The organism is Coprococcus sp. AF19-8AC, assembly GCF_003603115.1.
Lineage (GTDB): Bacteria > Bacillota > Clostridia > Lachnospirales > Lachnospiraceae > Coprococcus > Coprococcus aceti.
The window spans coordinates 46,089-68,194 of sequence record NZ_QTMI01000004.1; the positions used below are offsets into that span (position 1 = coordinate 46,089).

Here is a 22,106-nt window from a genome sequence, read left to right on the forward strand (position 1 = left end):
TGCCTTCTCCGCAGTCTATTCCGCCTCAAGCTCTGCAATCTTCCTATCTATGTCAGCAATCACCTCATCTATATTATCCACATCAAAAAGATCATATTCTTCTAGTATTGCTGATTTCTTTTCACTGTCCATATCATCATTATCCTGATATGAATTTAATTCATCGATAAGGAAGTCATCAAAATCGACATCTTCTATCTCATGCTTCTCACGAAATACGATGCTTCCCCTTATCAGAAAGATGTACCGGATATTCATTTATATCTGGAAGATAGCTGGTTCATACAGCATACCGTAAGAGAACTGTATGACAACTATGAACTTATGCTTAATGCATACGAGGATGTAGCTGATAAGCTTTACGGCTAACATCCAGGGGAATGTCAATTACCACAGGCATTCCCTTATATTTGAACTAAAGTGGTAAACTTATTCAATAGCAGATGAAGGTAAACTTTTTCGTTAGCGAAGTGGTAAAGAATTTTTCATTGACATTTACACAGATCTTCGCAGGAAGAATAACGGTACCATAATGATCTGCCCAGTCAGCATAGTCATTGTTAAATTCAGGTTCGATCCAATCCTGATTTGCGATGACTGCCTGCTTACAGTTATCGCACACAACCAATGCAGGTACACCACAAAAGTAATCCAGTGCGTGATTGTTGACCTCAATCCACTGTGGCTCCTTCGTTGAGAGCATTTCTTCTGCATAGATATACTGTGAGTAAGGCAGGATAGCCACAAACACGACGATGGACACGATCTCCCCAGTAAGAGGATCTGTCATTGAGAAGGTCTGACCGGCAAAATCAACTTCCATTTTTTGTTCGATAACCGCATCAAAGTGGACTGTCTCGTAATTCTCTTCGCACCACTTATTGTAGAGTTCACAATACTGACTGTACTGATAGAAGCAGGCACCTTCTTCTTCACACTTTTTCTTATAACGATTCCAAAGAAACATGAGGGTCATGTTTTTACGCGTAGCCATAAGCTTGTCAGCCTCTTCATAATCAGGTAGCTCGATATTCTCATTTCGGCCTCCTGATCCTGGTACGGATCCATATACCTTTAGAGCAATACCATAGTTGGTGATACCTCCTGGTAATGGATAGTTCAGCTCCTCGCACTTTTTGAATGCTCTCAAGAAGTCATTGACACTAGGCTTGCTGAAACCAGTCTGACGTGTTATTTCGCTACCAGACATTGATATCGTGTAGTGTTTGATAATGATGTCCTTGTAATCTAACTGCATACATTATCCTCCTTAAAATGATCCATTTACCATCACTGAGATGGCTACCATCATTATAAGGATTGGATTACATAGACTGGCAGTAATTCATCTGTTCAGGAACAGAATGCGACCATTTTGCTCCGCAAATCCGGCCGTTTTGCTTCGCAATATACTCCAGCACGATATCGTATATTTCTGAGATCTGCAACCTTCAGTCATGATATCCATCCACCAATAACAAGATTTTCCTCTTCATCCACGCCATAATCCGAATCGCAATTCGGACCATCAGAAATTATATATATCTCCCATGGCGCTATCCATAAGACTGTCCACCTTTTTTACGATTGCAGTGAAATTATCCATAAATTCTTTGTTTTTCATTTGTTCTGCCTCCTCTATTCTCCTGAAATCTCAATTCCAACTACTCCATACTTCTCCTCATCATCCTCACTATAGTATAATCGCATTGACTCTGGTGAAAACTGATTTGCACTTGTAATCTTATTCGCAACAAGCACTTTCTTCAGATCACCAAATGTATCTGCCCTATATATGTTCTTTATGCGCACCTTTAGTCTTTCTCCAGTCTCCGTATTGGTAAACACTATAGTATCCCCTGGATTCATCAGTCTCCTTTTTTCATCCCATAACCTGTATTCTATTGTCTTTTTACCGATTGCCATATTTTCAAATGGTTTCGGTCTAAGTTTCATACTGTGTGTCATATTTCTCTCCTGTGGTATGTTTATGGTTCCTCCAGATCTCATCATGTTTTCTATCTCATGCCTTGTCTTTTCCAGCGCCCTGTATATATAGTCTCTGTCATGTTTCATATCACTATATCCCTCAACCATCACTTCAAGATACCGTCTGTCAGGCAGTTCATAAAACTGTATGTTACTATTCATAATATAAACTATCGCACACAAAATTTCATCTTCTATTTCCACATTGCAATATTCTTTACGATAGAATCCTGGATATCCCTCATAAACATCCAGATTTTTTTCACTCTCGTCATCTATGTACCAAACTGTAACAGGAACTTTTTCTCCTATACACTTCTCTATTGTCGCAAATCTTCTAAAAACAAGCGTGTAGTCTCTAAGGTAACCATGCCCTACAATTCTTGCTGTAGGGCAACGCATTTTCATCTGTCTTTTATTAAGATTACTACCATATGCTATACAATATTTACACATCCTATGCTGCGCTCCTCTCCTCATTTGTCAAATAACGCTTAACATAAACCCTCACAAATTTAAACTCGTCACCTCTGAGACCAATCTGATATAACCATGAACTCATCTCATCCCTATTTCCTAAATGTCTTGCTCGCATCATCCAAAATGGCTTTTCTTTTATATGACTAGCTGTCTTCTTGTGTGATGCAGCATAACTACACATTGCTAAAGAAAAAATTATGTTTGCCTTCACCTCATCTGTCTCCAGAGTCGAGTTGTACAACCTAAATTCAACCCCTTTTTTCTGAAAATAACTATGTAGATTGAGAATGTAATATCTGGTTAGATTATAATGACTCGTCCGCTCCGCCATGTCTCTATACCATATATCTTCTATTTTCTTAATGGTCAATTTACTTCCACATTCTTCGTTAATCATGTGCAGAAACTCTCTATCAAGCCTTGTACACCATTCTCTCCTTCTGCCATATACATTAAACGCCTTAAACAACAGCTCTTCCTTGCCAAATACAATATTAACAAGATTTCTAAGCTGTATTGCATTGTAATCTCCCACATCTACATGCACATGCATACCACAACTGTCATTTACTGACGCCCCCTTTGCTTTGAGTGCACATACAATCTTATAAACAAGATACAATTCCTTATACTGCAATATAGGACTTACCAACTCGCATTTATAATGATCATAATTCGGATCAGAATGCCAGGCTGTAACAGTTGGATAAATAGACGAATCCCTAACTATACGCCATATTCTACGAGCACTATCCCTTATTACATGAGTATGATATACGCCCCCTGCATAAAGCTTTTCTGTCCTCAAAACCTTTGCTACAGTTCTAGCTGCCTGATCTCTTGAAATTCCTGTGAATTCAAGCTCGAACCCAAATTTCCTATGTTTCATGCCATTAAAGTCCAGCTTTCTCTCATATATCTTCTTGATATTCCCTGAGATCCATCCCCTGATTCCCACTCTCTGAGAATGTAAAAATACACACGGTCTTTTAGGTCCTCCCCAATATGACTCATCAATACTGGAATTATAAAGTCCTATTGAGCCCCCAAAATCCTGCATCATATCTTCCATAATATCCTTGTAAGACATATCTGGATATCTTTTTTTTCTATTATCAAGTATGAATTCAAAATCCCACTTTGAGAATAAATGGTCCTGCGCCTCATTAAGCCAATAATCAATATTCTCTAGCTTCTCCCCACCCAATTTTCTACTATATGGCTCCAAATCTACTGCCAAGAGCAGTTCCCAGTTCAGACCATGCTTATTGATTGTTGTAGCCCGCATACATCTATAATGAATTCTCCAATAGTCACACCATGCATAATCAACATATATGGAGGTATCTAGCTTCTGATTAGCATATTTCATCCCACCGGGCGGGTACTCTATTTCACCATTTATTGCTTTATCTTTAACTATCTTCCTGCCTGTAAGAGTATCAACATAAGAACCATTTTTACAAAGTATCGGCACCTGTATCTGAGTATACATAGCCAACAGCTTCTCTTCTATTATCTGCAACATAATACACCTCCTGACTTTCTCTATGCATTGTATATCTGCTAAAAAAATCAAAAGTTGTATATTTTACTTGTTAATTAATTATTTTTTTCTGTTTTATTCTTATCTTTATTATTTTTTCTTTTTTTGCCTGTTTTGCTCTCCTCTTTTTTCATTTTTTCCCGTTCCTTCTTTACTCCTTTTTCAATTCTTTCTGCTACATTTTTTGTCTCCTCTGCAAGTTTTTCTGCAGCCTCTTCAGCTTCAATTTCCGCAATTTTTTTATCTATTTCTGCAATCATCTTGTCAATATCCATCATCTCACCTGTTGGTCCTGGAAAAACTTCTTTATTTTTTTTACGTCTATTGTCAAATGGTATCGCCTCATTTACCTCTTCCTGCAGGACACTATCGAAATCGACGACTTGAACTTCCTGTTTATCCCTGTATCCTATACTGCTTTTATCTGAAAGTTTTATTGGATAAGCACTTATGTCTGGAAGATAACTGACAAAAGGAGACATCCTTTCAAGCAACATAAGGCACTCTCCTTTCATCTTATCAAAACTACGCAGTTTACTTATAGGGAGCAACGGTTCGCCTAATACACCATATGAATTCCTATTATTTCCACATAAATGAGATATATAGTCAAGCAACTCCTTATCATTTGAATACATGTACACAAGATTTCCAGCACCATTTCCAATAATTATATTGGCCACTTCCTTACCATATACAAGAATCAACTGTTGTAACGATTGCACAACCGTAAGCCATCTTATATTACGTGAACGTCCTGCAGTAAGCTTTCGTTGTATCATATCTATAGCTGGAAGGTTACCGAACTCATCTAATATAAACTCTATTCGTCGTTTAAGTCTTCCATTTTCCCCATCTTCCTCTGCTATATCTATCAAATACTGATATATCTGATTGATAATCGTTGATATCAATCTGTCATACACAGATCCTTCATCCCTCGTTATAAAAAATAGTGCAGTCTTACTGTCTACTAAATCTCTTATATCAAATGTGGATCCAGAAGTCTGATCAATCAGATTATCATTAAGAACAAAGTCTCCAAGCGTTGATGTAAACACAGCTGTTATACCACCTCTGGTTTCATTTGGAGCTGTTACTGTTGGGCATAACAGTTTCCAATAGTTTTTCTTTTTTCTGTCATTCGTCTCGAAAAACCTTTTCATCCTTTTTTCTTTTTTCCTTCCCCAGCCATCATCATGTATTACTATTTCATCTTCTCCCTGAATATGTATATTAAATATATTATCTAATGTACATAGCTTTTCATCAAAATTCTCGCTAACAAGTTCAGCAAGTCCCACAAAGTATTGCGATGCTGTAAGTGGCCAAAATGGATCCTTTTCACTCTTAACTGCACCAAATATTGTTTTGCTTATATCTGTGAATAACTCTGCCGCCCTGCTTGTATTTCCTTGTTTATATAATCTTGCTGGATGCTCCAATGGATTATATCTATCCCCTCTTAACGGATTTCTATAATCAAGAACTATTATCTTGTACTCTTCCTTACATAAAATATCATACATATGTGTATAGATCTCACCTTTTGGATCATTAATTATAAGACTCGATCCTTCTTTGATACATGAATATGTATATGGCAGAAGTACCCTTCTTGTTTTTCCTGAACCAGTAGCGCCAACGACCATTGTCGATGCCTCCGTATCATGAATATAACTTACCTGACCATTTGATATTACATTTATTCCTGACCCTCCTGACCAGTTTTCAGCACTGTAATTAACCTTACTACACATTCCAGTAACCGCTTCCTCACTTGCGAAGCTATTTTCATTTCTCTTTATGTATGTTTTATTCATCGATATATGTTCTCCCTTCTATTATCTACACACGAAATCCAATACTGGACTTGCTACTATTTGGTTTAGATGCCCACTCTATCATCTTATCCATAACATCATTAAATATTCTGTCTTCATTCTTTTCTTCTGTAACAATGCATCTCTTAACTTCAGCCCATTCATATTGAAATCTCCTTGCCAATACATCCATCGTTCTGTATCCTCTAAACCCCTCATTACCGCACGCTTTTACAATAAATTTATCTTTTACAACATCAGTCCATACCTCTTTCCATTTTATCCCTGTATTATTATTCAATATCTCATGAACAAAATATGCAGTTAAAACTTCACAATCTGGTTCTCCAAATTCTATTTTTTTTATGTCAACAAGTTGTCCTAAGATCTTCCCCAATTCATCTACCCGGTCAAATTCTGGAGTGACATGAAAAACAAAACTTATATTATCCTTGTTTTCCAACACAAAACTACATAATCTGTCAAATGGAATACTTTCCAATAAATTTTTTTTATCGTATCTCTCAAATGATATGACAAAAGTTCCCCAAAACTTATTCTGAGTCTCCGATATAACTCTTGGTGAATCAAAAAACTTACTGTACTCTAATTCACTTACTGCATATGGGAAATCAAGTTCAAGGAATGTATTTACTCCTCTGATTTTATATTTTCCCGAACAGTCTATTATTTCCGAATATATATGTGAAAATGAAGTCAGTCCCACTCCCGGCGGAGCTACTATCAACACATTTGGAATACTATTTGCTGCTTCTTCACCCATATCACCTAAATAAAGCGCCGTTTCCAACATTTTCTTTGCATCAACTGAAACATTCAGTTCCGCTATCTGCTTTCGAATATTATCCATAATTTCTTTTCTGATCATACATCTACCTCCTTGGCTATTTTACTTATTCAATGACTATATCTAGGATTTTTTTGAAATATTGCACATCTATTATCAAAATAAAAATTTATTATAGACACAATTTATGATAATTTCTGCAGATATCATATACAAATTCAAAAATACGAATGGAGGGATTTGAATGACAAAATTTATTTTATCTTCATCGGATCTAGGGAACAAAAATTCGACATTAGAAATGTATATTATTTTCAAGAAATTCCATTTAAAAGATAAAAATATATTATATATTTCTTGTGATGCATCAAATACAGATAAAATAGCCCAAATATACTGCTCTTCTGTATTAGGCTTTACAAATGAAAATATATATTCAATTGAGAATGGAATACCTACAATTATTCCTGATTATGTATTATTATATGGGAAAAATTCGTTTGAACTCCTTGCCTTTCTTAAGGAAAGAAAACTTTTTGACTATATAAAACATATAGTTAATAATGGATGTACATATATAGGCTTTGGAGCAGGAGCTGCTCTTGTTGGAAATGACATCGCTACAATCAACTATTGCTATAGCAACTACTGTTTCTTAAAAGATCTTACTGCATTTAATTTTGTAGATGGATGCGTGTTGCCCCACGTAAACGATATCAACCGCTTCTTACTTATAGCCAAACAGGTTGCTGACAAATACCCTTGCTTTTATGCTGTACCCGATAACACCATTATTCAGATTGATAGCTATGGAGAGGTTTTAAATAACAGTATCTATATGTATAGACCACATATCACTAATTAATATACATAATACAAATAAACAATATTAAAAATAGTAATACAGGGGCTCCCTGCATTACTATTTTATAATACATCGTTATTTTATTATTTATTTTTTGTGTTAATATCAACTTTGGATATCAATCCCTGTATCTCTGATATTTCCTTTGAATAATCATTATCATCATTTATTGAATTGTATAAATTTAAAGCTTCCTCAAGCAAATCATATTGAGTCTTTTTTTCTGAATCCATATGACATAGCAATTTTGAGTACAGCACCAAAGTTCTAGCATTATCATTCGTTGCTGTTCCTGGAGCCTCACTCTCTAACACTCTATATATATCCATTGCATTTTTTATATACTTTTCAGCTTCTTCATATCTATTTTCATCCATGAGATAAACAGCAATATTAAAACTAGTCCACGCAACTTCTGATGAACTATTATCTGATCTTGCACTAGCTAACGATTCTCGAATCTGCAATGCTTCTTTCAGTAAGCTTTCACAATCCTGTTTCATCTGCAATATGTCTTCGCGTGTAATATATGTAATATCATCCTTCTTAGCATTAGTTTCAAAATGTATGTCTTCCAGTTTAATTGCAGAATAAAAAGCCCCTAAATTATCCAGACTCCATGCATAATCATGCAGCAATCTAAATTTCGTTGAATTTTTTTCACATAACACTCTTCTCAACTCTACAGCCTCCGTCAATATATAATCAGTCTCCGTAAGTCTGTGTATATCATTTGTCATTGATGCATACAAAATATATCCAAGATGATCAAGGCTTGAAGCTATCAACTGTAAATTAAAATCGTTATATAAACCATGACAATATATATATTCTGCCGCATCAAGTGCTTCTCGAATAAATGATTCAGCCTGTAAACATCCATTTTTTGAATATGATAGCAGGTATCCATAGTAATATGTACTTTTCCAATAATTGAACATTGATGCTCTATCATCACTGCACTTATTATCATTCCAAGCACATTTTAATTTATCGTATGCCTTTTTGTAATATTGCATTGCAGTATTGATAACCCCACTTTTTCGTGAATAATCTGCAATATATATCCAGTCATCAACATCAATACATTCTCCATTATAAGTTAAAGAATCTGCGAAAATTAGCTTTCTTAACATTATATCTACCCTGTCATTCTCAGCGAAATATTTTTTTCTCTCCAACAAAACTAGCAAATTATTAGATAAACATCCATTTTTAATGTACTGTTTCTTTATTTTCCAATAATCATTCCAATCTTCCTGTGAACAAAAAACGGCTTGTCGAACAAATGGATGAATGAAATAAAAATCTCCTTCGTTTTTTAGCCATCCTTCTTCCACCAAAGGAAAAATATCCCTTTTGGAGAATCCCATAATTGTTTGCAGTTCTTCTTGTGATACCTTAAAATTTTCTGGAAGGTAATGAAAATCCCACAAAATCAATTGTTCGATTGCTTTTTTGTGTCGTATATTAAATAGTTTATACAACTGACTTGCTACTGTTTCTTCTCCTATAGTATAGTAGTTATTGCCATCTTCAGTTTTTATCCTTGTATAGTCATGATATGTCAATACGGCTGAATCACTTGGAATTTCGAAAGGCTGTCTACATAATTCATAAAACTCCTCAAGAGATCCATCGAAATTCATACTTCCTTTTGCCAAAATCTCAATTACCAAAGTGTTGTATCCGGCAAAACGACACAGTTTTTTTACTGTATCTTCATTTTGTCCATCTTTTAAACGAGTATTATAATAATAAAATAGTTTAACACATTTATCGTAGTTATCTTCATCTCCAAGATTATCAACAAGTAAGATATTATTAAATCCTGGCAAATTTGTCATTCTTGAAGTAACAATAACTGTCGTATTTGTCCAATTACTTACACCCAATAATTCTCTATCTACTACAGGATTCTGAATTCTGTCAATGATATCTACATTGTCAATAATCAACAACTTGGATTTCTTTGAATTCGTCATTTTTGTGTAAATATTTAACCATTGGCTTTCTATATCATTACAATCAATTTTATTTCTATTATTATCTTTAATACAAAATTCTGAAACACAGCTATTCTTAAAACTTTTTATATAGTCTATCCAACCACAACAATCATAATCATCTTTTATATAACTATATATAAGTCTTGCAATAGTTGTTTTTCCTCTCCCCCTCATTCCTGTAATCCATAATCTATTCGTCTTTTCTAGTTTTTCTAAAGCCGCATCATACTCATCTTCCCGGAACAAAACTTCCTCTTTTGTACACTTAAACTCTGTATTTGTCAGTTCATGTGGTAATTGATCATCAACTTGTCCACATCCTGTTTTCACTGGATTTTCCAAACAAAAGGATTTATATATTTGGTGTGCGTTTTTAGGGAAAAATGTCAATACAATAACCCATAAGAGCAACTCACTTATATCGTCCAAACCTATGTTGAACAAAAATTCCGTCTCATGTTCACCTTTAGGGAAAGAATGTTTAATGAACTCTACAAAAGCTTCTCTATTACAGGAGTCTAATTTTACCAACTCTATTAATTTTTCTTTTATTTTCTTTATAACATTAGAATCACAACGAAAGAGTGTCTCAAATCTCTGCCAAAATTTTTTTTCTTTATTTAGTTGTCTTTTTATAATATAACCAACACGTCCATCATATCTAAAAATACCAATAAATTCTCTAGTTATTGATCCATCTAAAATATATCGATAAAACTTTGGTGGGGTGGTGATGTCAACTTTACATACATACATAATCTGCTCATTAACACCTTTTTTATCAAACAATTCTATATAGAGTTCCCGAGGCGTTATAATTTCCATCCGATGTATTTACTCCTTATTTTAAAAATTTTGAACTTACTTTTAATATATTTTTAATATTCTCAAATGATACGCTTGCCTTAATAAATAGTATAACATCTATCATTCACTATTAAAACATTACCGTATCATTTTTATTTACAAAGGAGGATATCTTATAAAAAACAGTAATTATACCACTTATACCTCGTTCGCTGAGGTTAACATCGGAAGCATGATTGCCTATGACGCTTACATAAGACTGAATTCATCTGAAGAGATGCTTGATGAAGCAACAATTAGGGAATTGACTAATATATTGTATAAATTTATATTGGATTATTCATATAATCACATACACAATTCATTTCCTAAATTATCGAGCTACCTTGATGCCGAAGACATTGCGATTGATGTAGCAACATCACTCATAACTTCACCTAGTTTTATGAAATCTGATCTTCCTAATAACGGCTCGCTTGTTTTATATATTAAAAAAGCTTGTGGATTTCGCTATTACGATTTTATAAAGAAATCTTCCTTTAAACATTATATATCCGACGAGGAATATTCTGATATAAAAAAAAGTGATTCACCAGTAAAGTTGGACATAATAAAACGTATCAAAACTGATAAAAATGGACACTACTTTTATAAATTTAATAACAACACGTCTCTTGATGCGCCATGCGATTCCAATGGTCTCTCTTCATCGCCATCATCTTCAACGATATATGACTATATCTCTTGCGATGATAAAATTAATATTGACAAAATTATTGAAGTTAAAAATGATGTCAAGGAAAGGTTCGAGGAGTTAATGAAAAAAGATGCTAAAACTTTTAAGAAGAAAATTATCAGAGCTGTTACTTTCATGACTTATATGAACGATGCCGTATGCGCACCTATATATGATGGTATTGATTTCTTATCCAACAATAATGAAGAGTATATTTACTTGAGTGAAATTGATCTATTTTGCAGTTTCTACAAATTTTTAAAAACAATTAAGCATAATCTTAGGTGCATTGACTTTTCCCTCAACGAAATATCAAGTATTCTTGCAATAGAAGATATAGATAATATTAGTGTTGTAGATTTCAAGTTCTCCAAAAAGTCACTTAAGGAAGCCGTTTCAAGAGATAGAGCCTATATCCGTCATCACTATACCAAATCCCCTGATGACACCCCTGACTCACTAACTTTGACTCGGTAATTTCCACACAAGTACCAATATATATATCAATTGAATCTCTTATATATAATAAGCAGTAAAAAAGCTCAAATGAGCGGCTTTACTGCTTATTGTTTCATGATTTATTTAGAATCATAAATAATCTATCAAGATCTCTTCACAAATCGATAAATAATTAGTAACGAATATTTCTCTCCAAAGTCCATATAATATTCATCAAATATTCCTGATCAATGGAGATAATCGTGATTTTTAACAGATTTAACAGATGTATTCAATTATTGAAAATAAAGATTACTGGTAATCAAACAATCAGTGATGTTCAATACCAAAAAATTTTCAACAGACTTAATGCCAACGGAACCTTTAAAAAAATTGACATAATTATGTCCAACAAAATAGACAATCGATTTATAAGATCTCGAAAACTTCTACAGATATTAGACACAACACATAGTCCTGATCGCGAAGTATGTCTTGTGTATATATTAAAATCATACGGTCAGCACTTTTATTAAAATATTTCCCGTCCGATAACATAATATTTTGAATATGTCAAGACTTTTTTTCAAGAAAATGAAACAAAAAAACGGCATGAAAACCTAAGATTTTCATATCTGAAATTAATTGAAATTGTCTTGTAACCTTTTTGAAATTTTCTCCCATTACAATAGCCTCATCAAATATAAGGAGGGAATTTTTATGAATACAAATGATAACCTTTTCAAATCCGCCGGAGATGTCTATAACAAACTCCGCGCTATCGATTCCTGCTCTTTCAACTACACAAATTGCTCAATAGACGAGCGTCATGCTATTGATGATATTATGAATTATGTCCTAAAATACTCTACAGAGTACTTACATAACAAGGTTGCTTCATCATCAGTAGAAGATTTGGCGCAGATATGTACCACATCCGTTTTCAAGTCTTTATCCAAACACAAGTACTCATTTGACAGTCCTGGCAGATTCATTTCCTTTATAAAAAATATATGTAAGGGGCGTCTTTGCGATTATTACAACTGCAACAACAAAGTTAATAACAAGACCTCTAAAATTCGTGCTATAGAGTCATTGGAGGGTCATCAGAACACTGGACATGATACCGAATCGCCTGACAATGTGGACAAGCTGCTTTTACATACAGAAGAGTTAATATATTGCTTAAAAGCCATTTTTTGCACTGGCAATGATATTACCATTCAGCTTGCGTATGTCAATGCATTCTGTAACCGTTTCAACAATCATAACACGATGTTTGATATGGAGACTCTTAAGCGTCAGGATTCCTTACTTAAAGCAATATCATATACGTTACATAATATCAATGACACGTTTAACACAGACCTCTCATTTAAGACCTTGATATATATCATCAACACTCCTTTGAACTACGATGTAGCATGGGAGATATCACTTGAAAACCTGCCACCTAAGTTGTCGCGTCTCAAGCATAAGGTTAAAGAGTCCTTTCACTCGTTATATATGTAATACTCGTAAATAATTAATCATCCCCCCTTCATCTCTTTACATCTTTCTGATGAAGGGGGGAAACATATTATGATTCAAGATAATATTTTTCTACTTCAGGTAATGAGGTAGTAGTTATATAAAGCTCAACATACTTCCGATCTATATCTTGAGCCAGCGCTATCACTTCTGCATCTATTTCCTCATCACGCAATCCATTTACTCCATATTTCTTATATGCGTCAATAAATTCCTTTATGACATCCGCCACCCTTTCTATCTGTAGTCTCATTTTATACCTTGAATATAGATATAAAGCATCTTCTTCCATGCGAATTATGTTCAATAAATCTTTCTGAGTATATTTATCACTGTTTTCTCTGTAATCAGCCACCTTGCTTCGAACAAGATATGATAATGTGCGCGGTTTTGTGCTCTCTTTAGAAACCCATTTCCTTGACAACTCATAGTAACTAATCGATTTCTGATAGTTCTTCTCATGATATTCATCAGTTCCCAATGCTAACAAAGAAATATCAAATCGATCTCTTGCATTTTCCACCTCATCCTTATTTTCATGATATCGTGAATAATAATAGAATGCATAATCATACAAACAATACTTATACAGAGCTCCCACTACGTGATAATCATGTGCATTTTTCATAAAAGTGTTCACACCATCACTAGAATCAATATTATTCTCCACAGATAAGTAATACTTTGTAAGATAAAGCAATCCCCTATTACCGCATATTCGCGAATATAGTTCAAGATATTTTTTATTCTCTCCACTTTTTATGTCCAGTGTCATAGCGAGTCTTTCACTCATAAATTCAAAATATTTTATAACTTCTTCTGGTGACATATTATCTATATCTGGTATTTCTCTAATATCCAATTCATAAACATTTGGATACAACCGTTCAAGCATATTATCTGCTTTCTTTAGCAGTTTCTCTGCTCTCTCCGCAATCTCTTTTCCGTCTAATTTCTTACTAATATCCTGTATCTTCAAAAGGGTACATGCCACCCCATTTAAAGTATTAGCAATATCAAACTGATCAAAGTCTGATGAGAATTCATCTACCATCAACTCGTAATTTGCATACTCTATCACCTTATCTGTAAAACCAAGATCATCAGAATAGTATATTATATTACGTATCATGGTATATATATATATATTCTTAGCCACTTCTTCTACTAAATTATGCTTAACTAATTCAGTAAAATATAATGCAATAGTAAAGGCTGAATAATTATTTTTTTCAAAAACCTCTGGGTATTTAAATACATCCATAAATTTGGCAATATACTCTTTATAGTATTTTTCTTCACTGAATCTCTTAAGTACCTCTAGACCTTTAGCCACAAAAAAATCTCTAAAATGCTCATGTCTCCAATGAAAATCTTCATTCACTGACTGCTGCAACATTGCCAGTTTACTACACACAACTACATTGAAATATCTATAAGTCTCTCTCAAAGATATGTCACAGTCCCATACATCATATCCATATGCCGCAATATTATCCTTGATATCACTATCATTTAAAATTATCAATGTCTTATCTAAGGCTGCTTTTTTATCAACCACCGATAAACTTACTCTCTGTCCGATCATATCATAAAGAATCAACGCAAACACAGGTAGAAGCCAATCCAACACAGGATTAAAGTTATTTTTGCCTATTACCTCAAACTGTCTATTTATCCAGGCATCCATAATACTTGCCTGACTACAAGCATCTGTCCTTACACGGGTATCAGTCATACTCTCAACAAACATTCTAAGGAACATAGGACTGGTCAATACCGATTGATCATAAATAAAATCTGCTGGTATATCTATGTTTTTACTTGCTATATAATCTCGTATTTTTTCATAACTAAGACCCTGTAAAGATAAAATCTTATAACCTGTCCAATTCAGATGTGTCATTGCATTTGTTGTATTTCTTGAAGTTACAATAATTGAACAATTATCTATTCCATCAAGCTTACCTATATCGCTTATACCTTTTTCCTGTTCCTCATTGATTCCATCTAATATAATAACAATACGCTGTTTAGTATTTGCAAGATATGAATTCAGTCTTATAAGAAATTCACCTTTATTGATGGTCGTGTTGTTTTCACCAAATAAATTTGCATATTTTAAGCACATATAATCTAATATAGGCGAATCATTATCTGCTATGAGATATTTTACCGGAATAAAGATAGGTACTATACCCACATTCTTACCAAGTATATAATCAGAAAAGTTAACAAGACTATATGTTTTTCCTGATCCTCCAGCTGCATATATGTATATCTTGATCTTATCATTATTAATAATCTCTGCATATAAATCTATAACAGCCCCCGTCTCAGACTTAATATCCCCAAACAATTTCGGATCTATATTACCCATACTTACTTTATATTCGGCTAACAAATTTCTTGATTTATCAGCCAGCTTTTGATCATACTTTTTCCCATTTTCTATATAATGCTCTACTTTAGCATTTAAACGTAATCTACCATTATCTAATTCTATCAATGAACTAAATTCAGGATCTTTATTTCCTATTCTTGATATATATATTCTACATGTACGCTTTGCATCCTTCGCAGCCGCAGATACAAGAGCCTCACATGTACACCATTTACCGTTCGCAGCCGTCATTCCCTGAATAACCGTAAACGGAGCCTTTGAGTATCTAATCATTTCAGGTTTTTCATTGTTATCAATATACTTTCTAACATAATTCTTGTTACCCGGTATAGCTTCATCTTCTACTCGCCAAAACATATTGGGGTATTTTACTGATTTTATCTCGAAATATGACATAACCTTCTCCTCCTCACTTCTAAATTTAAATGACTTATTACAACTAGTAAAGATATTTTTGCTTTATTTATAGTCACTTTTCAGGGTAATGATTAGCCACCATTTATTCACTAGTTTATTTAATATCAGCTGTATTGATATTTTCCATATGCTTTAAGCGTGTATGCAAGAAATACATCTCTCTCCTCAGAATCAAGCTGATCAGCTATCTGAAATATTCTGTGTGTTCTCTGAACCCTGTCATATTTCTGATCCAGCATCAGCTGATCTATAAACCTAAATATACCTCTTTGCTCAAGCTGTCTATATATACATCCATATCTCACATCCGTCATATTTCCATTGAATGTAGGTTTACTATTTAATCTTTTATATAAGAATTTTGCATTGCTTTTATTTACAATAATTTTCACCATTTATCCCTTCTTATATTTATTTTGTTATAAATATTTTCTCTCTCCCATACATCTCCCTATCTTTAAGCATCTCTGTCTCTGTCAGATTAAAATATTTATATATGATTATACTATCAAGATCAAAAGTAACATCCAGGTGGTACGGCACTCTATTTATGTATGATTTTCTCTTTACCCAGGCCATATTCCAACAATGCTCAGTATCTGAGCCAGAGATTCTACCCTCCACAGTTATTGCAGGGATATTAACTTCTCGAAGTGCTATGCACAACATCTGAGCTAGAGATTCACATACACCGGTTCTATATACTATAAGTCCCGATACATCGTTAGAGTATGGGCTTTTCTCATATGAGTATTTTGATATGATTCTTTTATATATCTCCTTTTCCTTTTTTATATCAGCCATATCAGCAGTATTCTCTATAAGAGAATTCACCTCATTGCGAAAAAGCGAATTGATTTTTCTGATCTGATCATTTGTAAATCTTTTCTCTGCTGATATTTCAAGTGTTGATGGATATCTATATTTAACACTGACAGCACGGTTAAGAAAGAAAAACTCCGGATGATCCCTTCTGATTGCCTTGTATGCATTTATTGAGTTTCTGATATCGTCAGCTTTATAATTTCCATATAACGTAATACGACCCGTAGCTGCCAGTTTACCTATATTGCACATAATTAAATCATAGATATGACTTGCTCGCGTTGACAACATGCATTTGTAATAGTTACTCATCATCATATTTATAGTGTAGTCAGTCATTCACGCATCACCATTTCATCATTTAAACTGCCTTTTAACTTAATTTTCAAGGTATACTTATCATCTCTCTTTTTTGAAGAAATTTTTCCCTTTGTTCCCCTCTCACTCATCAGTATTCTTATCCCCTCTTCCACATCAGCAATAGCCTTATCATGTGTATTTTCAATTACCGGATCCGATTCCAACTTCGTTTCTTCAACATGTCTTTCGCTATCGTATTCCCACATGATTATATCCGCATATGACTCTTCTATTCCAACCATTGCCAGCAGTTCTTTGTTAATGGGATCGGCAACAAATGTCACAGCTGGGAGCCTCGGACATGCCATTGAACTTTTTCTATCTGGCTCAGAAAAGAAAACATGCAGACCTGGATGTGTATGTCCCAATAAGATAGTATAACTGGCCTCATCTACAAACGGATCAAACATGAACCCATCACTTGTCATATTACATATTTTAGAGTTTTTTCTGTAAATGTCTCTCTCAAGATCTATGTACTCCATAATTCCTACTCGTTCTGGTGTCTTCTTCTGTGCGGACACCTGATTTCTCTCTGCCGCATATACATACATAACATGTGAGATAACTATAATTCTCCTGCCAGACTCATCTACAAACACATGCCCCATACCCATATATAACTGCTCGTAATTGTTGATAGGTGTTCGTTCACCCCAGTATATAATGTTGTACAGTTCTCTACTGGCAACGGGAAGAAATATTACCAAGTCATTTACCGAGCTATTTTTATTAATATTAGGCTTATAAATTTTAAAAACAACATTTCCGCATTTATTCTTTATCATGTCCATGACCATTTCGTACGAAATGTATGAAAAACTCAGTTCTTCGTCTATTGCTTTCTCATCCTGTTTTGGAAGTGGAGGAGGCATATTATTCTTTCTATTGTTTATCAACTCAAATCACGTCCTCTCTACCGCCTTGTTCCTGGCATTGGTACGATGTGTTTTGCCGCTGATCTCGGCATAGGTGTAACACCCTTTTCTTTCTTGTTATTTTCCATAAGTTCCCTCTCTGTTTTAATAATGCCATCAGATGCTTTACACGTAGGAAGTAATCCCTTCTCATTCATGGTTCTCTGCCAACTACAAAGACTTGAATTGGCCTGCGAATTAAAGTTACTAACACTCGGTTCATGTATGATGTCTAGCAGTGTTTTCTTCACGACTCCCTTTACAGAAGAGTTGCCCCCTGAATGAGTGTCGTCATAATACCAGGTGTCTATACACTGGGTTCCCGACCTATACACATTGATGCTGGCAAGCATTTTATCAGTCGGATAATATACCTTCGGGGCTGTTTTAGGGAAACCATTTGGTAGCTCCATATAAAAAACCATATTATTTGTCCTCTTTGGATCAACATCATCCTTACTACTTATATAATAAGAAGGTGCATTTACATTGAATTTCCATTTGCACAGAAGTCCTTCTCCATGGGCAACAGGTAAACGTTCAACCTTTACCCGGTGACCGAGCATGTTTATCATGTCTCTGTATTCATTCTTGATAGCTAGTAATGTATCCTTATCCATATCTAGTCCTCCATTTCTGTAACCACATCTAATAACCTAACATCCCCACCACAGCAATATGTATATATATTTATATCCCTGTCCATAGCATCCGTTCCTGGTCCCATACACTTCACTGTAATATAGCTACCAATGCCAAAACCTATATCATATAAAGTCCGACATTTGAGTTCTTCATCACAATCAATTGTAAATGCCATTATACATTCAGCATCTTTCTTTTTCGTAATATCACCTACAATTTTATTTTCATTCCGGCAATGATCACATAAAAGCTGTGAGTACCTAATACTAAATTCATGCTTATAAATTCCATGCAACTTCGTTCCACAACATGCGCAATAATCAGACTTTATTATATTCTTATACTCTACATTAGCAAATTCCTTAATCGGAGCGCAAATCTCATATTCTAAGCTTCCCAAATCAGACGTAACTTCATCTAGCAAGTCTCCGACTGTACTATGAAATACATCCAAATTCCCAAGCACACGGACATCATTTATAGGATGATAGTGTATACAGTCATAGCATATTTTTTTGTTTACTTGTGTAGTTATTCGGATTTGCAATGAATTATAGACTATATCTTTATTAATTAAGTCATAATTCTTATTAAGGATATAATTTTTACAAGCATCTACCATCATCACAGCGCACGTCATGGAAGCCAGTACCGAAGTTCTTATATGCTCGCTAATAATATATCCTGGTTTATAATTTATACCTGTACAACTTGCTCTGATAAGCGGATTCTTTAACAGTTCTTCATTAACCGTATCCCTTAAGCAGATACTACTTCCATCTATACCGTAGCACTGTGCTATATCTTTAAACGTTCCACCGAACACTAGTAACGGTCTGTCTTTATCTGGAATAGTCTTCCATATCTGATTCACATAAATCTTTGCTGCATAATTATCCAGGGCCAATATGATGACATCAAAGGATGCCAGTACACCAGGTCCAAAATTGGTCACGGAAGAGGCTATTCCATGAATCTCCATGCCAAATATGCTGTTGATCCTGTCTGCCAAAACTATAGCCTTATTCTTTCCAGCATCACATTCTATATCATATATCGATGAGCTTTTATATATATTCTCTTTTTCAAAGTTATCAAAATCAATCAGATACAGTTTCTTAATGCCTATCTTTACAAGCAGTTCTACAACTATACTCCCAACTGCACCGCAACCTATCACACAAACTCTTTTCTGACCGACCTCAGCAAAGTACTTGGGGAGTTTATCCAAATTACATATATCTTCATTATTCACACCACCCGAACCTCCTTATATATCATATCTGTGTCCATTGACGCATCTCCACCTTGTTCCATCTCGAAATACCATCTGTTTGCTACCATATATATTATGGCATCTGCATATTGGACACTTTGGATATGATGTAATATCAGTACATGTAAGCTTCTTTTTCCCATCCTGTTTTGGCAAAGCTGGAGGGCGCAAGGGAGTATCTATACCTTTATCCTCTGCAACATGCCGTGTCCTTTCAATTGTATCCGGATCACTACCTCTTATAATATAAAGCAGTATACATCCCACAAGAGAAATAACTCCTATAATAGTTGCTATCTGAGCCATAGACTCCCTCACCTCCTACTCTTCTTATAAGATTGCTGCTACGCCAGCGGCAGGATCTATTATAAGCATCTTGTTTGCTGTAATTCCAAGTTCCTTCATGGTTGTATTATAATCTGCTGAAGTGAGACCATCCTCAGATGTAAAGCTTGGTCCCTTAATTTCTATGATGCCCAAAGGCTCTCTCATTGTCTCAAGAATCTGACCACAGGTGTTGCCTCCAAAAACTTTTACACTATTCTTCATCTCGTTCTGACAATTCTTAACATATATCTCATACTCTTTCTCTTCGTTGTACTGTGTCATCGATGCATCTACCTCGTCCAGCATATCATCCAGATTCTCATAATCATTATTATTCATTATTTTCTTTTCTCCTTCTTTAATATAATTTAACATCAAGTTTTCCCCCCCTGTCTGTCCTCCTTTCTATGCCAGGGGTATCATATAAATAATGTAAATACATATCAGCTATTTTATCAGAGCCAATTCTCCCACGGCGCCATAGTAATAGTTATCTACGAACGTTCCCGTATATCCATCAAAATATATAACTATGTCATCAATTCCACTCACATCAATAGAAAAACTCTTTGGTTCATACCCTGATACTAACGTTTGTTTATAAATGTCATTGCCATTGCCATCTCTTACCAACAAAAACACTGGATCATCACTAGTCGCCTGACAGTCCTCCTGAACAAACATAGTTCCTGTTAACAGTTCATACTGACCGCCTATATGGTAAGCCAGACTACATCCACCACCAATTAATGTATTACTGTGTGTGTGCCCGGTATCATCTGTAACACCATCCGCAAAATCCAATCCCATGTTGGACCACCCTATATCTGCTAATTTATCAGTCATTTGCCACTCCCCCTCTTCATATGGAGTGAGGCTGCTCAGATAAACTGGTGAATGAGCATTCAGAATACTTGTTGCTGCAGCTGAGTCAAACAGCTCATTTATCGAATCGTTTATGTAACTTTTGAACTCCCCATATCCATTGTTATAAAGTAAGTCTAGGGATTTCTTTTCCACTTTTTCTGTATACTCATCCCTATATTTATCCCTAATCTGAATCACCTTTTCATAACCAGCCGGATATTCTGCCCTTTCATCACACTTTTCTATTGCCTGGACAAGACCTTCATAGTCCCCATTCTTATACAGTGTTGGCATCCTCTTATAATAATAATCTCCAATTGCATTCAAAAAGTCTCTTGCATTTGAATAATCTGATATCTTCATAAAAGAGCTCTGGGCCGAGCTATAATCACCTGATTTATACGCTTCATACGCCGAATCATATATGTCCGCGTTTTTCTGATTCTCAGCCAGCTCTGCAATATCACTAATCGCCTGCTGTGCTTTGTCGTAAACACCTACTCCGCTAGGTATCTGAGATAACTCATTTAATGCCTCATCATATTTTTCTGAGTTAGCATCATCAACAGCTTTCGAATATAATGCCGCCGCTACCTTCTCAAGTTTATCCTCTGAGTCTTTAAAATCTCCTAATTCACTATATATATCAATTGCTTTTGCATAGTCACCTGAATCCCTATAAGTCTCCGCGTTATTATAATTGTCTACATTCGCTATTGTATTATCAATTTGTGAAAGATATATATCGGAATCTTTATACCCCTGTACTTCAGAAAAACCTGATCTCGAATTCTCCAATGCTGTTACATCGCTCTTGTCTATGCCTTCCTCATATGTCTTTACGGCTTTTTTATAGCAAGAACTCCGTTTCATATTTGTAACAAGTCTTGAGCCTCCTGCAATTGCAAATGATATAAGGCTTATAGCCATCAAGACAATGATTATTGCGTCACCTTTTCCTGCATTATTTGTTCTAATCATCTTTATTCTCCTTTCCGCCTTCTAGGATTTTCTTGTTATACTTAATATCGCAGGAA

Annotated in this window: 19 protein-coding genes; 3 read left to right on the forward strand and 16 right to left on the reverse strand. The window is 34.7% G+C overall.

The window, feature by feature from the left end; translation table 11 throughout:
• Positions 1 to 15 precede the first annotated feature (15 nt).
• The 6 genes from DWX57_RS10630 to DWX57_RS10660 all read right to left on the reverse strand — a co-directional run bounded on the left by DWX57_RS10630 (position 16) and on the right by DWX57_RS10660 (position 6,727).
• Positions 16 to 258, reverse strand: a complete 243-nt coding sequence (locus tag DWX57_RS10630; RefSeq protein WP_120124101.1) for a hypothetical protein — start codon at positions 256 to 258, stop codon at positions 16 to 18.
• A 175-nt stretch (positions 259 to 433) separates the two neighbouring features.
• A complete protein-coding gene (locus tag DWX57_RS14245; protein WP_207666520.1) occupies positions 434 to 1,258 on the reverse strand; it encodes a transposase in 825 nt (274 codons plus the stop codon).
• A gap of 380 nt (positions 1,259 to 1,638) precedes the next feature.
• Entirely contained in the window at positions 1,639 to 2,445 is an 807-nt protein-coding gene (locus DWX57_RS10645) for a gamma-glutamylcyclotransferase (protein WP_120124103.1), read from the reverse strand.
• 1 nt (position 2,446) lies between these two features.
• On the reverse strand, positions 2,447 to 3,997 hold the full coding sequence (locus tag DWX57_RS10650; RefSeq protein WP_120124106.1) for an amidoligase family protein: 1,551 nt from the start codon (positions 3,995 to 3,997) through the stop codon (positions 2,447 to 2,449).
• Between the two features lie 74 nt (positions 3,998 to 4,071).
• A complete protein-coding gene (locus tag DWX57_RS10655) occupies positions 4,072 to 5,838 on the reverse strand; it encodes a type IV secretory system conjugative DNA transfer family protein (RefSeq protein ID WP_120124108.1) in 1,767 nt (588 codons plus the stop codon).
• Between the two features lie 25 nt (positions 5,839 to 5,863).
• Positions 5,864 to 6,727 (reverse strand): hypothetical protein, encoded by an 864-nt coding sequence (locus DWX57_RS10660; RefSeq protein ID WP_120124110.1) that lies wholly within the window; start codon positions 6,725 to 6,727, stop codon positions 5,864 to 5,866.
• A 163-nt stretch (positions 6,728 to 6,890) separates the two neighbouring features.
• On the opposite strand from DWX57_RS10660, the gene DWX57_RS10665 reads away from it, so the two are divergent.
• Positions 6,891 to 7,511 carry a Type 1 glutamine amidotransferase-like domain-containing protein gene (locus tag DWX57_RS10665; RefSeq protein WP_120124113.1) on the forward strand — a complete coding sequence of 207 codons (621 nt, stop codon included), beginning with the start codon at positions 6,891 to 6,893 and terminating at the stop codon, positions 7,509 to 7,511.
• 83 nt (positions 7,512 to 7,594) lie between these two features.
• On the opposite strand, the gene DWX57_RS10670 is transcribed toward DWX57_RS10665, so the two are convergent.
• Positions 7,595 to 10,345 (reverse strand): tetratricopeptide repeat protein, encoded by a 2,751-nt coding sequence (locus DWX57_RS10670; protein ID WP_120124115.1) that lies wholly within the window; start codon positions 10,343 to 10,345, stop codon positions 7,595 to 7,597.
• Positions 10,346 to 10,559: 214 nt separating this feature from the next.
• Between DWX57_RS10670 and DWX57_RS10675 the strand changes: the two genes are divergently transcribed.
• Both DWX57_RS10675 and DWX57_RS10685 read left to right on the forward strand, forming a co-directional pair.
• Positions 10,560 to 11,540, forward strand: coding sequence for a hypothetical protein (locus tag DWX57_RS10675; RefSeq protein WP_120124118.1), 981 nt, complete (start codon positions 10,560 to 10,562; stop codon positions 11,538 to 11,540).
• A gap of 681 nt (positions 11,541 to 12,221) precedes the next feature.
• Positions 12,222 to 13,013 carry a sigma-70 family RNA polymerase sigma factor gene (locus DWX57_RS10685; protein ID WP_120124123.1) on the forward strand — a complete coding sequence of 264 codons (792 nt, stop codon included), beginning with the start codon at positions 12,222 to 12,224 and terminating at the stop codon, positions 13,011 to 13,013.
• A gap of 67 nt (positions 13,014 to 13,080) precedes the next feature.
• On the opposite strand, the gene DWX57_RS10690 is transcribed toward DWX57_RS10685, so the two are convergent.
• The 9 genes from DWX57_RS10690 to DWX57_RS10730 form a co-directional block, all read right to left on the reverse strand.
• Positions 13,081 to 15,831, reverse strand: coding sequence for a hypothetical protein (locus DWX57_RS10690; protein ID WP_120124125.1), 2,751 nt, complete (start codon positions 15,829 to 15,831; stop codon positions 13,081 to 13,083).
• A gap of 125 nt (positions 15,832 to 15,956) precedes the next feature.
• Positions 15,957 to 16,247 (reverse strand): hypothetical protein, encoded by a 291-nt coding sequence (locus DWX57_RS10695; protein WP_120124128.1) that lies wholly within the window; start codon positions 16,245 to 16,247, stop codon positions 15,957 to 15,959.
• A gap of 16 nt (positions 16,248 to 16,263) precedes the next feature.
• Positions 16,264 to 17,016: a transglutaminase-like domain-containing protein gene (locus tag DWX57_RS10700; protein WP_120124130.1), complete on the reverse strand. Its 753-nt coding sequence runs from the start codon at positions 17,014 to 17,016 to the stop codon at positions 16,264 to 16,266.
• A complete protein-coding gene (locus tag DWX57_RS10705) occupies positions 17,013 to 17,936 on the reverse strand; it encodes a hypothetical protein (RefSeq protein ID WP_120124132.1) in 924 nt (307 codons plus the stop codon). Before DWX57_RS10705 ends, DWX57_RS10700 begins: the two co-directional genes overlap by 4 nt.
• 17 nt (positions 17,937 to 17,953) lie before the next feature.
• Positions 17,954 to 18,574, reverse strand: coding sequence for a hypothetical protein (locus tag DWX57_RS10710; RefSeq protein ID WP_120124135.1), 621 nt, complete (start codon positions 18,572 to 18,574; stop codon positions 17,954 to 17,956).
• Between the two features lie 2 nt (positions 18,575 to 18,576).
• Entirely contained in the window at positions 18,577 to 19,854 is a 1,278-nt protein-coding gene (locus DWX57_RS10715; protein WP_120124137.1) for a HesA/MoeB/ThiF family protein, read from the reverse strand.
• Positions 19,855 to 19,869: 15 nt separating this feature from the next.
• Positions 19,870 to 20,181, reverse strand: a complete 312-nt coding sequence (locus DWX57_RS10720) for a hypothetical protein (RefSeq protein WP_120124139.1) — start codon at positions 20,179 to 20,181, stop codon at positions 19,870 to 19,872.
• A 24-nt stretch (positions 20,182 to 20,205) separates the two neighbouring features.
• Positions 20,206 to 20,541: a hypothetical protein gene (locus DWX57_RS10725; RefSeq protein ID WP_120124142.1), complete on the reverse strand. Its 336-nt coding sequence runs from the start codon at positions 20,539 to 20,541 to the stop codon at positions 20,206 to 20,208.
• A gap of 108 nt (positions 20,542 to 20,649) precedes the next feature.
• Positions 20,650 to 22,050, reverse strand: coding sequence for a tetratricopeptide repeat protein (locus DWX57_RS10730; RefSeq protein WP_120124144.1), 1,401 nt, complete (start codon positions 22,048 to 22,050; stop codon positions 20,650 to 20,652).
• Positions 22,051 to 22,106 lie beyond the last annotated feature (56 nt).